Source organism: Pseudomonas sp. QL9, assembly GCF_041409665.1.
GTDB classification, from domain to species: Bacteria; Pseudomonadota; Gammaproteobacteria; order Pseudomonadales; family Pseudomonadaceae; genus Pseudomonas; species Pseudomonas knackmussii.
In genome coordinates this window covers 4,050,607-4,063,186 of sequence record NZ_CP166971.1, presented here as the reverse complement: position 1 = coordinate 4,063,186, position 12,580 = coordinate 4,050,607, and the positions used below count along the sequence as shown (strand labels likewise).

The window sequence follows — 12,580 nt, the reverse complement described above, 5'->3', positions numbered from 1 at the left end:
CCTGCAGAGAGACTTCTCAAGGCGCTTCATGCGTCACTTTGCTGCCGCGATACACCACCACGCCGCTCACCGCCGACGGCGCGATCTCACGTCGAGTGGCCTGCGGTTTCGCCGGCGCGCGCCGGCCGAGCAATTGATCGAGGCTGATCGGCTCGCTGCCCGCCGGGTTCAGCGAGGCGTGCAGATAGCGACCTTCCTGATCCTTCTCGTAGAGCTGCTCGTCCTTGCTGCGCACGGCCAGGCGCAGCGAGCCGGCCTGGCTGGCCAGCATCAACCGCGCGACCGACTCGGCCGGAACCGCCAGCACCGCAGTGCGCGGCACCTTGCGTTCTTTCTGTTTGTCATCCTTGCCGTCGGCGGTCTGGTGCGCCTGGCCGTCATTGGCCACCGCGATCTGCTCGCCGTATGTCAGTACGCGCACGCCAGGCAGCACGACCTGGGCACTGAGGTCGCGCGTCCCGTTACTCTGGTCCGCAACAAAGAGCATTACGTCGACGTAGTCGCCCGGCAGCACGAAGCCGCCGCCACCGATGACCTCGTCGACGGCGATGGCCATGGCCCGCTCATCCGGGCGGATGGTCCGCGCCAGCGGCCCACCGGGTTCGGTGATCGCGGCGGAAAGGATGCTGCCGGCCGGCACCGCCACCCAGACGCGCTGGCCGACCACCGCGTCGAGCTTGGCGAAGCTGCCGGCGGGCGCGGTCTGCAGGTACTCCAGGCGCAGGTCTTTCGCGGTAAGCACGGCGAGCGCCGGCAGGTCGTGGGTCACGATCACCACGGGGGTGCGCTGCAGCTTGTCGACTTCGGAGGGAATCACGGCGGCGGGGGCTTCGCTGCTGGCGACCGGTTTGGCCGGCTTGCTCAGGGAAACCCCGACATAGCCGACGACGACAGCCCCGACCAACAACAACCCGGCAAAAACCATCAGCACCTTGCTATTCATGGCTACTTCCTTGCACAGCGTCGGGAATTCAGGAGTTCGAACAAACGCAGCAACCGGTACGCGGTCAGCAAACTTTCGATCGGCGACTTAGCTTTTCATCGACCGCTGCCGCCTCATGTTTAATAACTATTCCCGATAACAGGAAATTCTTTGTTACGCCTCAGAATCTAGCTGGTGGACAATGACCGTCAAACCCTTTGATGGCCATTTGCCTAGAGAATTTGGAACTATATCCAAAGGATTAATCCGTCCGTGCTAATTACATTTGACCGCTTGCATTCGTTCGCGCTGCGCCTAGCCTGACCACGTATTCGGGGCATCCGCCCTGGGTGTGGGACGGGCAAGGAGCTACGGCCATGAACTTTAAAGATTTCTCGTTGAATGTTTATTGCAAAGTCAAAGCATTCGCCAAAGACAAAGAAGGCGCCACCGCCATCGAATACGCAGTCATCGCCGGGCTAATTGTCGTTGCAATCGTCGGCACACTTCAGGTGCTCGGCCCGCAACTTAACGGAATATTCGAACAGATCTCCGCTGCACTTCCGTAAGTCCGGAAAAAATTAGCAGCGCAACTTTCACCAAGTATTTCCCTGCTTTTTCCTGATAACGCAGACCACCCGCGCGGTGGCCTGCGTTGTCGCGCCAGCTTTTTCACGCCATTAAATCGCCATCTGCGCTAAAGCCCGCGCCAGAGCGGCCGATACATCCTGCCCACTCGTTCCATCTGCAGGATGCTTTGCCCATGCTTCGCTCGCTGTCCTTCGCCAAGAAGATCCTTCTGGCGGCCTCCCTCGTGGTCATCTTCGCCTTCGCCTGCTTCATCCTCTTCAACGACTTCCGACAGCGCGAAGCGATCCACGCCGATACCGAATCGACCCTGAACCAGCTCGGCAGCCTCACCGCCAGCAACATCCAGAGCTGGCTGGAAGGCCGCATCCACCTGGTGGAAATGGAGACCGCGCTGCTCGCGGAAAGCGATGGCAGCCCCGAACAGATCCACCGCGTGCTGGCGCAGGACGTGTTCCAGAAGAACTTCGACGACATGTTCATCGGCGAGGCCGCCACCGGTGTCTTCCGGACCATCCCCGACGAGACCATGCCGCCCGGCTACGATCCGCGCCAGCGCGGCTGGTACAAGGACGCCGTGGCCGCCGGCCAGCTGATCGTCACCGAGCCCTTCCTCGACGCCGGCACCAAGCAGCCGATCCTCGCCATGTCCAAGCCGATCATGCGCAATGGCCAACTGTTCGGCGTGGCCGCCGGCGACATGAAGCTGGGGTCCATCACCGCGATCATCAACTCGCTGAAGTTCGAGGGCCATGGCTACGCCTTCCTGGTCAGCGACGCCGGCAAGATCCTCCTGCACCCGGACAGCGCCCAGGTGTTCAAGAACCTCGCCGAGGTCTACCCGCAGGGAGCGCCCCAGGTTCGCGCCGGCATGCAGGAAGTCGAGTTCAACGGCAAGACCCAGCTGGTCTCCATGACCCGCGTCGAGGGCCTGCCGGGCGTCAGCTGGTATGTCGCCCTGGTGCTCGACAAGAACGCCGCCTACGCCATGCTCAGCGACTTCCGCACCTCGGCGATGATCGCCACGGTGATCGCCATCGGCGCCATCCTCTTCCTGCTGGGCATGCTGATCCGCGTGCTGATGCAGCCGCTGACCGCCATGGGCCGCGCCATGCAGGACATCGCCCAGGGCGAAGGCGACCTGACCAAGCGCCTGAGCGTCGCCAGCAACGACGAGTTCGGCGCCCTGGCCAACGCCTTCAACCGCTTCGTCGAGCGTATTCACGAATCCATCCGCGAAGTGGCCAGCACCGCCCGCCAGCTGCATGACGTTTCGCAGCTGGTGGTCAACGCCTCCAACTCGTCGATGGCCAACTCCGACGAGCAGGCGACCCGCACCAACAGCGTCGCCGCCGCGATCAACGAGCTGGGCGCAGCCGCCCAGGAGATCGCCCGCAATGCCGCCGACGCCTCGCACCACGCCAGCGACGCCAGCCACCAGGCCGGCGACGGCCGCCAGGTGGTCGAGCAGAGCATCAGCGCAATGAACCTGCTGTCCGAGAAGATCAGCTACGCCAGCTCGCACATCGAGACCCTGAACAGCCGCACGGTGAACATCGGGCAGATCCTCGAAGTCATCAAAGGCATCTCCGAGCAGACCAACCTGCTCGCCCTCAACGCCGCCATCGAGGCCGCCCGCGCCGGTGAAGCGGGCCGCGGCTTTGCCGTGGTGGCTGACGAGGTCCGTAACCTGGCGCACCGCGCGCAGGAATCGGCCCAGCAGATCCAGGGCATGATCGAGGAACTGCAGGTCGGCGCCCGCGAAGCCGTGACCACCATGGGCGAAAGCCAGCGCTACAGCCAGGAAAGTGTGGAGATCGCCAACCGTGCCGGCCAGCGCCTGGCCAGCGTCACCGGGCGGATCAGCGAGATCGATGCGATGAACCAGTCGGTAGCCACCGCCACCGAGGAGCAGACCGCCGTGGTGGACTCGCTGAACATGGACATCACCGAGATCAACACCCTCAACCAGGAAGGCGTGGAGAACCTCCAGGCCACCCTGCGCGCCTGCGCCGACCTGGAGAACCAGGCCGGCCGCCTGCGCCATCTGGTGGACAGCTTCCGCATCTGATCCGTCGCGCGGACGAAAAAGGCGCCTGCGGGCGCCTTTTTCATGCACGAACGTAGGGCGCATAACGCTCCGCGTTATGCGCCGCCTGGCCATGGCTAGAGATCGGTTCCGGCGGAGGGCTCGCTCAGCTCAGCCATGGAGCGGCTCAGGGGGACAGGTGTATCGGCGTACAACCGCGAACGGTTGTACGCCCTACGGCGCCAGGAATCGACCGTTCGTCCGCCTCGTTAAAGCTTCGAGCAGATTTGGCCGACTTCTAGTGTGAGCCAATTCACGCCCTCCTCGCGGGCATTGGCCTCCCGAACACGGATATCCAGGCACAGGAATGCCATTGCGTTGCGGCAGGCGCGTCATCCCCGCTCCTGCCGGGCACGCCACCGACCCGGTGTGCGCGCCCACTACAAGAAGAAATCGGACCCATCGCCGAGACCCGCCATTCACTGGCCCCACTCCTCCTGGATGCACTACGAAATGATGAAAAACCTGAAGTTCAGCCACAAGATTCTGCTGGCCGCTTCCCTGGTGGTTTTCACCGCTTTCGCGCTCTTCACCCTGTACAACGACGCACTCCAGCGCAACGCCATACGCGCAGACCTGGAGGACTACCTGCATGAAATGGGTGAAGTGACCGCGAGCAACATCCAGAACTGGCTCAGCGGGCGTCTGCTGCTGGTCGAGCAGGTCGCGCAGACCGCCAGCCGTGACCACTCGGCGGAAAGCCTCGGCGCCCTGCTCGAGCAGAAGGCGCTGACCTCGACCTTCAACTTCACCTATCTCGGGCAGGCCGACGGCAGCTTCACCATGCGCCCGAACGACAAGATGCCCGACGGCTACGACCCGCGTACCCGCCCCTGGTACAAGGACGCCCTCAACGCCGGCGGCACGACCCTGACCGAACCCTACGTGGACGCGGCGACCAGCCAGCTGATCATCACCGTCGCCACCCCTGCGCAATCGGCCGGGCAGACCATCGGCGTGGTTGGCGGCGACCTCAGCCTGCAAGCCATCGTGCAGATCATCAACTCGCTCGACTTCAACGGCATGGGCTACGCCTTCCTGGTCAGCGGCGACGGCAAGGTGCTCGTCGCCCCGGACAAGGATCAGGTGATGAAGAACCTGGGCGAGATCTACCCGCAGGACACCCCGCGCATCGGCGCAGGCCTGAGCGAGACCGAGCTCAAGGGCTCGACCCGCCTGATCAGCTTCACCCAGGTCAAGGGCCTGCCTTCGGTGAACTGGTACATCGGCCTGTCCATCGACAAGGACAAGGCCTACGCCATGCTCAGCAAGTTCCGCACTACCGCTGTGGTAGCAGCGCTGGTGGCCATAGTCGCGATCATCTTCCTGCTCGGCATGCTGATCCGCGTGCTCATGCAGCCGCTGACCGCCATGGGCCGCGCCATGCAGGACATCGCCCAGGGCGAGGGCGACCTGACCAAACGCCTGAGCGTCGCCAGCAATGACGAGTTCGGCACCCTGGCCAACGCCTTCAACCGTTTCGTCGAGCGTATCCACGAGTCGATCCGCGAAGTCGCCGGCACCGCCCGCCAGCTACATGACGTCTCGCAACTGGTGGTCAACGCCTCCAACTCCTCCATGGCCAACTCCGACGAACAGGCCACCCGCACCAACAGCGTCGCTGCTGCGATCAACGAACTGGGCGCAGCCGCCCAGGAAATCGCCCGCAACGCCGCCGATGCCTCGCACCACGCCAGCGACGCCAGCCAGCAGGCCGGCGACGGTCGCCAGGTGGTGGAACAGAGCATCAGCGCGATGAACCTCCTGTCCGAGAAGATCAGCTACGCCAGCACCCACATCGAGACGCTGAACAGCCGCACGGTGAACATCGGGCAGATCCTCGAAGTCATTAAAGGCATCTCCGAGCAGACCAACCTGCTGGCCCTCAACGCCGCCATCGAGGCTGCTCGCGCGGGTGAAGCAGGCCGTGGCTTTGCCGTGGTGGCTGACGAAGTCCGCAACCTGGCGCACCGCGCCCAGGAGGCCGCACAGCAGATTCAGGGCATGATCGAAGAGCTGCAGGTCGGCGCCCGCGAAGCCGTGACCACCATGAGCGAGAGCCAGCGCTTCAGCCAGGAAAGCGTGGAGATCGCCAACCGCGCCGGCCAGCGCCTGGCCAGCGTCACCGGGCGAATCAGCGAGATCGATGCGATGAACCAGTCGGTAGCCACCGCCACCGAAGAGCAGACCGCCGTGGTCGACTCGCTGAACATGGACATCACCGAGATCAACACCCTCAACCAGGAAGGCGTGGAGAACCTCCAGGCCACCCTGCGCGCCTGCGCCGACCTGGAAAACCAGGCCGGCCGCCTGCGCCAACTGGTGGACAGCTTCCGCATCTGATCCATCGCGTAAACGAAAAAGGCGCCCCAGGGCGCCTTTTTCGTTCGCGAGCAAGCTCGCTCGTAGGAGCGAGCTTGCTCGCGAACCACCGTCTACCGCCGCTTCCCGCCCAGCAACGACCCCATCAGCCCACGCACCAGCTCACGGCCGATCTGGTTGGCCGCCTGCCGCACCACCGTCTTCATCGCCTGGCTGGCCAGGCTGCCAAGCAGCTCGCCGGCCATGTTGCCCAAGTTGCTGCCGGAATCGGCCGGGGCCTGGCTCGGCGCCATCTTGTCGTCGGTGCGCCCGGTCAGGCGCTCGTAGGCCGACTCGCGGTCGATCGGCTTGTCGTAGCGCCCGGCCAGCGGCGAGGAACGGATCAACGCGGCACGCTCGGTCTCGCTGAGCGGCCCGATGCGCGACTGCGGCGGAGCGATCGCCACGCGCTGAACCATCGACGGCGTGCCCTTCTCTTCCAGGGTGCCGACCAGGGCCTCGCCGATGCCCAGCTCGGTGAGCACCTGCAGCGTGTCGAACGCCGGGTTCGGCCGGAAGCCGTCGGCCACCGCGCGCAGCGATTTCTGCTCCTTCGCGGTGAATGCCCGCAGACCGTGCTGGATGCGCAGGCCGAGCTGGGCCAGCACGTCGTCCGGCAGGTCGCCCGGCGACTGTGTGACGAAGTACACGCCCACGCCCTTGGAGCGGATCAGCCGCACCACCTGCTCCAGGCGGTCGTGCAACGCCTTGGGCGTACCGTTGAACAGCAGGTGCGCCTCGTCGAAGAACAGCGCCAGCACCGGCTTGTCGGCGTCGCCGCGCTCGGGCAACTGCTCGAACAACTCGGAAAGCAGCCACAGCAGGAAGGTCGCGTAGACCTTGGGCGCCTCGTGCACCAGCTTGCTGGCGTCGAGCAGATGGATACGCCCGCGGCCGTCCGGCTCCAGGCGCAGGATGTCCTCCAGCTGCAGCGCCGGCTCGCCGAAGAAGGCCTCGGCGCCTTGCTGCTCCAGGGTGGCCAGGCGGCGTAACAGGGCCTGCGATGAGGCACCAGTGAAGAGCGCCTGATCCTCGCCAAGCACCTCAGGATGGTCCTTTAGGTAGCCCAGCAGCGCCTTGAGGTCCTTCAGGTCGAGCAGCAACAACCCCTGCTGGTCGGCCACCTTGAAAGCGGCGAAAAGCGCGGCCTGCTGGCTGTCGGTCAGCTCCAGCAAGTTGCCTAGCAGCAGCGGCCCCATCTCGCTGAGGGTGGTGCGCAGCGGATGGCCGCTCTGCCCGGCGACATCCCAGAGGCTGACCGGATAGGCCTTCGCCTGGTAGTTCAGCCACGGCATGCCGGCAATGCGCTCGGCCACCTTCCCCTGCGGATTGCCGGCGGCGCCAATGCCGCAAAGGTCACCCTTGATGTCGGCGGCGAACACCGCGACACCGGCATCGCTGAAGCTCTCGGCGAGGTGCTGGAGGGTGACTGTCTTGCCGGTGCCCGTCGCACCGGCAACCAGGCCGTGGCGGTTAGCCAGTTTCCACGGCTGGGTGATGGGCTGGCCGTCGGTGCCGGCACCGATGATGAGTTCGTTGCTTGCTGACATCCTTGCTCCCCTGATCGAAGGTCAAGTCACCCAGCAAGACTGGCGCGTCGCGGCCAAGTGCGCAACGCGAAACGGCAGATTCAGGCCTGCGCCTCATCGACGCGGAACACATGCTTGAGGTAGCGCCCGAAATTCTCGTCGCTGCACTGCATCTTGCCCGGCGTATCGGAGATCTTCGCCACCGGCTGGCCGTTGCAGGCGGTCATCTTCAGCACGATGTTCATCGGCTCGACGCCTGGAATGTCGCAGGTGAAGTGCGTGCCTATGCCGAAGCTGACGTCGATGCGCCCGCGCAGCGCTCGGTAGATTTCCAGCGCGCGAGGCAGATCCAGGCCGTCGGAGAACACCAGGGTCTTGCTGCGCGGGTCGACGCCGAGCTTCTCGTAGTGGGTGATCGCCTTCTCCGCCCAGACCAGCGGATCGCCGGAGTCGTGGCGCAGGCCGTCGAAGAGCTTGGCGAAGTAGAGATCGAAGTCGCGCAGAAAGGCATCCATGGTGATGCAATCGGTCAGGGCGATGCCCAACTGGCCGCGGTATTCGCGCACCCAGCAGTCCAGCGCTGCGCTCTGGCTGTCGATCAGCCGCGGACCGAGCTGCTGGTGCGCCATCAGCCATTCGTGGGCCATGGTGCCCAGCGGCTTGAGGTCAAGCTTGCGCGCCAGATGGACGTTGCTGGTGCCGACGAAGTGCCCGGGGAAGCCATGTTTGAGCTCGTCCACCACGCACTCATGCACTGCATAGGAGAAACGCCGGCGGGTGCCGAAGTCGGCCATCTTGAAGCCGGCCAGCTCCTCCACCGAGGCTTCCTTGCGCAACCAGGCGAATTTTTCTTTAACGCGCTCGCGGACGGCCCTCAAAGTGATCGACGGATAGCGTTGGCGGTTGCGCGCTTCGCTGATGCTCGCCAGCACCGGCACCTCGAAGAGGATCACGTGCAGCCACGGGCCTTTGAGACGCAGGAAGAACTCGCCGTTCTCGATGCCGCTTTCCACGTAGCGCATGTTGAAGCGGAACAGGCCGAGGAAGCGGATGAAGTCCGCCTTGAAGAACGGAATGCGCTCGAGGAAGCCCAGTTCCTCGCGGCTGAGGCTCAGCCCGGCCAGTGCTTCGACGCGCTCGCGAATGGCCGCAAGGTACGGGCGCAGGTCTTCACCATTACGGCAGCGGAACTCCCACTCCACTTCCGCGTTGGGGTAGTTGTGCAGCACCGCCTGCATCATGCTCAGCTTGTAGAAATCGGTGTCCAGCAGGTTCTGTACGCCAAGCGGGGAAAACGCGCTGTCGCCCATGCTCGCCTCTCATGCCCTAGTTGCAGGCAGTCTAAGGGATCAACGACAAAAAACCCCGCCGAAGCGGGGTTTTCATTGCAGCATCCTGCTCAGCGCGGAGCGCTAGCGCCGCCCTGGGAGAGTCCGAAGAGGAACAGCAGCAAATCATGATCGGGACTCGCCGCCTGCTTGGCTCGCACATTCGGTGGAACGTGGCAGAGCGATTGCTGGCCGACGGTATCGATCACTTCGGGCCCAGGTTCGTGCCAGGCAGCCGCGGCCAAGGTCGCGACCCCCAGGGCACCGACGAGAAGCAAACTTCGCGTGATTTCTAGTTTCATGTCTGCAAGCCTTTGATGGCGCTGCCAAACGCCGCTTCGTAACCATAGACAAAGGCCTGCCATTGCGTGTCGGTCCACGACGAACGGCGCTTAACCTGGCGCAAGTCGTGGCGGGCAGCGCGCTTGGCGCTGAAACGCTGGCGGGCCTTCTCCAGATCGATCAGGGCGATATCGATGTGCTCGCCATCGACCTTGACGAAAACGTGCTTGAGATACAGGCAACCATGCTGCCAACGGCCGCCATTGAGCTTGGCCAGAGTCGCGCCGTACTGCTGGAGGATGCGCTGGTGCAGTGGCTCGCCCCAGCGCTCGCGGTCGCCATTGGCATAGCAATCTTCCAGACTGCTGTAGCCATCCAGGGACTCGGTGACCAGCAGGGCCTGCCACTCGCCATTGACCTTGCGGCAGCCGGCATAGATCAGAGTCGGTACCTTCACGCCCAGCGCAGCTGCGGCTTTCAGTGCATCGCGCTCACGAATGGCGGTGGGATAACCGAAGGGATGCAGCAAATCGCGGTAAATATGACCGACTTGCTGCTTGCGGTAGAGCAGGCGGCCGTCATCGGTGAGAACCCGCTGCACGCCGCTTTCGCCACCACGCCGCCGATTGGGTTCCTCTACCCATTTGCCGGGAATCTGCAACCAACGCTCGATAGCGTTTTCGCCGGAAATTCGCTGCAGAGTTGCCAAATCAGCGCCCATCATTACTCCTTACGTAATATGTAGACCCGCCACATGTGGACCAGCGGGACGAAATCGATATGGTTCTGCACCACGAATCCGGCTTGGCGGAACTCCTCCTCGATGGTACGAGCGGGGATCACGAAACGGTTCTGGTACTCGTGCTTCTTGCGCGAAGCCTCGGCACGCCGGCGTTTCCAGGCCTTGAAGTTGCCGTCGACCCACAGCGACAGGATCACGCTGTCGCGGGTCACCCGATGGAACTCGCGCAGCATCGTCATGCGATCGCTTGGCTCACCGATGTGGTGCATAAGCCGCATGGAGAAGATGCTATCGACGGCGTTGTCCGGCAGATCGATGGCGAATGCCGAAGTCTGCAAAGGTCTGACCCGTTTGACAACCTCGGCCGGCTGGCCGGCGCAGGCTACCGCGATCATGTCCGCCGAGTTGTCGGCGCCGATGATCACGCGATTGTCCTTCTCCGCCAGCATCGGCCAGAAGCGCCCGGCGCCGCACGGCAGGTCCAGCACCAGATTCGGCTGGCCGGCTAGTTTGAGCGCCTGACGGGCGATCTGGACATCGCGCCAGTGGGAAAGTTTGCGGGACAGGCCGCTGCGGTGCTTACGCAGGTAGCGCTCGGCGTGCGCACGGTCGTACTTCTGGGAAAACTCGAGGTCGACGGGCTTGTCGCTCATGGTTGGATACCTGTTCATTTTTTATACGAAAAACTAAGGCGAACCCTGTAATACAGTGGTCAAGCACCGGTGAAGAAAACGTCATTCCCTCTTCAGTAGCCGCACTTCGAAGCGGCAACCATGCGGCTTCGCCGGCTGCAGGCCGACCTCCCAACCTTCCGAGGCGCAAATCCGCTTCACCAGCGAAAGCCCCAGTCCCAGGCCTTCTCCGCGCTGCGAGCTGCCTCGCACGAAGGGTTGGAAGACGCGCTCGCGCTGCTCTTCCGGAATCCCCTCGCCGCTGTCCTCGACCACGAAACCGGACTCGGACAATTGCAAGCGAATGTGTCCGGCATCCGTGTAGTGCATGGCATTGCGCAGCAAGTTGCTCATCACCGAGCGCAGGAAGGCCGCATTGAACTGCCCTTGCGGCGCGCCGCCAGGCTCGTAGATCAGCTCCAGTCCTTTCTCCTCGATCGGCTCGCGCCATTGCGCCGCCAGGTCATCGGCGATGCTTCGCAACCCCGCCTGCGGCGCGATGGCCAGGCTCTTGGCTCGCGAACGCGCCAGCATCAGGAAGGTTTGCACCAGGTCGCGCATCTCCTCGCTAGCCGAGCTGATCCTGGCCAACTGGGTTCGCGCGCGCGGCCCGAGCCCAGGGTCCTCGGCCAGCAGTTCACAACTGGTAGCGATGACCATCAGGGGCGTACGCAGCTCGTGGCTGACGTCGCTGGTGAACAACTTCTCCCGGTTCAATACGTCATGCAGCTGGCCCATCGCATAGTCGAAGGCCGCCGCCAGTTCTCCCACTTCGTCGTTGGCGTAGTCCGGCGCCAGCGGCGGAGCCAGCTCCAGCAACTGATCGCGATGGCGAACCTGGCGTGCCAGGCGCGCCACCGGCTCCATGACCTTGCGCGACAACAGCCAGCCAAGCAGGCCGGCGAGCGCCAGGCTGAGCACGTAGCCGGTCACAACCGCCGCGTACAGTACCTGCTCACGCGCCTCGAAATCGCTCTGATCTTGCAGCAGGACGTAGCGTCGCCCGTCGCTGTCGTGAACTAGGGCATGGAACGACAGCTCGCCGTCGAAGACCTCGTGGAAACCGTCGTCCAGGTTCTGCAGCGCCGGCGGCATCGCATAGACACCAACTCCGTCGCTGATGAAGAAGCGCATGCCGGGGTCCAGGCGCGGCCCCTGCCCGTTGCGCAGGTCTTCATTGATGATGCGATCCAGCTCGCCACCCAGATCGCGGGAGATGAGGCGCTCCTCGACCACGTGCACCACGCCGACGATGCTCACCGAAAACAGCCCGCCGACGAGGGCGGTCATGAATACGAAAGCAAAGACAATCCGACGGGAAAGGCTCTGCTTATACTCCATTCGTTTCCTCCGCCAGGCGATAGCCAACACCGTGAACGGTGTGCAGCAACGGCATGGCGAATGGCTTGTCGATCACCTGGCGCAACTGGTGGACATGGCTGCGCAGGCTGTCGCTATCCGGGCAGTCGTCCCCCCAAACGGCTTCTTCCAGCACGTCGCGACGCACCACGTGGGGACTTTTCTGCATCAGCACCGCCAGCAGCTTGAGGCCAATGGGATTGAGCTTCAGCGCCTTGCCCGAGCGGTTCACTTCCAGGGTGTCCAGGTTGTAGCTCAGGTCGGCGACTTGTAGTTCGCGGCGACCACCGCCTTGGGTGCGTCGCAGCACGGCCTCGATGCGCGCGGCCAGTTCGGACAGCGCGAAGGGCTTGAGCAGATAATCATCAGCACCGGAACGGAAACCCTGGAGGCGATCGTCGAGCTGGTCGCGCGCCGTCAGCATGATCACTGGAGTATCGCGGCGCGCGTCTTCGCGCAGGCGCCGGCACAAGGTGAATCCGTCTAGACCGGGCAGCATCACGTCCAGAACGATCAGGTCGTAGTGCGCGGTCGCTGCCAGGTGCAGCCCGGACAATCCGTCCTGGGCGCAGTCCACCGTGTAACCCTTGAGTCCCAGGTAATCCGCCATATTGGCCAGGATGTCCCGATTGTCTTCAACCAACAAAATCCGCATGTTCCTCTCCTTGCCGGGCAGACTAGCCTAGCTCGCTTAACCGGAACTTAAGCG

At 63.8% G+C, this 12,580-nt stretch carries 11 protein-coding genes and 1 pseudogene; 4 read left to right on the top strand and 8 right to left on the bottom strand.

Annotated features, from left to right (window positions below; genetic code table 11):
* Nucleotides 1–16: 16 nt before the first annotated feature.
* Nucleotides 17–943 carry a Flp pilus assembly protein CpaB gene (cpaB, locus tag ACA097_RS19060; RefSeq protein ID WP_371365226.1) on the bottom strand — a complete coding sequence of 309 codons (927 nt, stop codon included), beginning with the start codon at nt 941–943 and terminating at the stop codon, nt 17–19.
* 356 nt (nt 944–1,299) lie between these two features.
* On the opposite strand from cpaB, the gene ACA097_RS19055 reads away from it, so the two are divergent.
* From ACA097_RS19055 to ACA097_RS19040, 4 genes and pseudogenes are all read left to right on the top strand, one after another.
* Complete coding sequence (locus tag ACA097_RS19055; protein ID WP_371365224.1) at nt 1,300–1,491, top strand: Flp family type IVb pilin; 192 nt, start codon at nt 1,300–1,302, stop codon at nt 1,489–1,491.
* Between the two features lie 194 nt (nt 1,492–1,685).
* Nucleotides 1,686–2,726, top strand: a pseudogene (locus tag ACA097_RS19050) (cache domain-containing protein); the annotation flags it as partial.
* A gap of 90 nt (nt 2,727–2,816) precedes the next feature.
* Entirely contained in the window at nt 2,817–3,581 is a 765-nt protein-coding gene (locus ACA097_RS19045) for a methyl-accepting chemotaxis protein (protein WP_371370542.1), read from the top strand.
* 471 nt (nt 3,582–4,052) lie between these two features.
* Complete coding sequence (locus tag ACA097_RS19040; protein ID WP_371365221.1) at nt 4,053–5,942, top strand: methyl-accepting chemotaxis protein; 1,890 nt, start codon at nt 4,053–4,055, stop codon at nt 5,940–5,942.
* Nucleotides 5,943–6,034: 92 nt separating this feature from the next.
* Here the strand turns inward: ACA097_RS19040 and ACA097_RS19035 are convergent, their stop codons facing one another.
* The 7 genes from ACA097_RS19035 to ACA097_RS19005 all read right to left on the bottom strand — a co-directional run bounded on the left by ACA097_RS19035 (nt 6,035) and on the right by ACA097_RS19005 (nt 12,526).
* Nucleotides 6,035–7,510 (bottom strand): helicase HerA-like domain-containing protein, encoded by a 1,476-nt coding sequence (locus ACA097_RS19035; protein ID WP_371365218.1) that lies wholly within the window; start codon nt 7,508–7,510, stop codon nt 6,035–6,037.
* An 80-nt stretch (nt 7,511–7,590) separates the two neighbouring features.
* Entirely contained in the window at nt 7,591–8,799 is a 1,209-nt protein-coding gene (gene pncB, locus ACA097_RS19030; RefSeq protein WP_043254527.1) for a nicotinate phosphoribosyltransferase, read from the bottom strand.
* A gap of 89 nt (nt 8,800–8,888) precedes the next feature.
* Nucleotides 8,889–9,119 (bottom strand): hypothetical protein, encoded by a 231-nt coding sequence (locus ACA097_RS19025; RefSeq protein ID WP_084166701.1) that lies wholly within the window; start codon nt 9,117–9,119, stop codon nt 8,889–8,891.
* A complete protein-coding gene (locus tag ACA097_RS19020; protein WP_371365216.1) occupies nt 9,116–9,820 on the bottom strand; it encodes a lipopolysaccharide kinase InaA family protein in 705 nt (234 codons plus the stop codon). Before ACA097_RS19020 ends, ACA097_RS19025 begins: the two co-directional genes overlap by 4 nt.
* Before the next feature lie 2 nt (nt 9,821–9,822).
* The gene (locus ACA097_RS19015; protein WP_043254530.1) at nt 9,823–10,494 is read right to left on the bottom strand and encodes a class I SAM-dependent methyltransferase; all 672 of its coding nucleotides are present in this window, start codon (nt 10,492–10,494) and stop codon (nt 9,823–9,825) included.
* A gap of 81 nt (nt 10,495–10,575) precedes the next feature.
* Nucleotides 10,576–11,853 (bottom strand): HAMP domain-containing sensor histidine kinase, encoded by a 1,278-nt coding sequence (locus tag ACA097_RS19010; RefSeq protein WP_160288149.1) that lies wholly within the window; start codon nt 11,851–11,853, stop codon nt 10,576–10,578.
* On the bottom strand, nt 11,843–12,526 hold the full coding sequence (locus ACA097_RS19005) for a response regulator transcription factor (protein WP_043254537.1): 684 nt from the start codon (nt 12,524–12,526) through the stop codon (nt 11,843–11,845). Before ACA097_RS19005 ends, ACA097_RS19010 begins: the two co-directional genes overlap by 11 nt.
* Nucleotides 12,527–12,580 lie beyond the last annotated feature (54 nt).

Bases quoted from the DNA above. Each gene is read 5' to 3' on its own strand.
- cpaB (WP_371365226.1), bottom strand. From the start codon at position 943: ATGAATAGCAAGGTGCTGATGGTTTTTGCCGGGTTGTTGTTGGTCGGG.
- ACA097_RS19055 (WP_371365224.1), top strand. From the start codon at position 1,300: ATGAACTTTAAAGATTTCTCGTTGAATGTTTATTGCAAAGTCAAAGCA.
- ACA097_RS19045 (WP_371370542.1), top strand. From the start codon at position 2,817: ATGGCCAACTCCGACGAGCAGGCGACCCGCACCAACAGCGTCGCCGCC.
- ACA097_RS19040 (WP_371365221.1), top strand. From the start codon at position 4,053: ATGATGAAAAACCTGAAGTTCAGCCACAAGATTCTGCTGGCCGCTTCC.
- ACA097_RS19035 (WP_371365218.1), bottom strand. From the start codon at position 7,510: ATGTCAGCAAGCAACGAACTCATCATCGGTGCCGGCACCGACGGCCAG.
- pncB (WP_043254527.1), bottom strand. From the start codon at position 8,799: ATGGGCGACAGCGCGTTTTCCCCGCTTGGCGTACAGAACCTGCTGGAC.
- ACA097_RS19025 (WP_084166701.1), bottom strand. From the start codon at position 9,119: ATGAAACTAGAAATCACGCGAAGTTTGCTTCTCGTCGGTGCCCTGGGG.
- ACA097_RS19020 (WP_371365216.1), bottom strand. From the start codon at position 9,820: ATGGGCGCTGATTTGGCAACTCTGCAGCGAATTTCCGGCGAAAACGCT.
- ACA097_RS19015 (WP_043254530.1), bottom strand. From the start codon at position 10,494: ATGAGCGACAAGCCCGTCGACCTCGAGTTTTCCCAGAAGTACGACCGT.
- ACA097_RS19010 (WP_160288149.1), bottom strand. From the start codon at position 11,853: ATGGAGTATAAGCAGAGCCTTTCCCGTCGGATTGTCTTTGCTTTCGTA.
- ACA097_RS19005 (WP_043254537.1), bottom strand. From the start codon at position 12,526: ATGCGGATTTTGTTGGTTGAAGACAATCGGGACATCCTGGCCAATATG.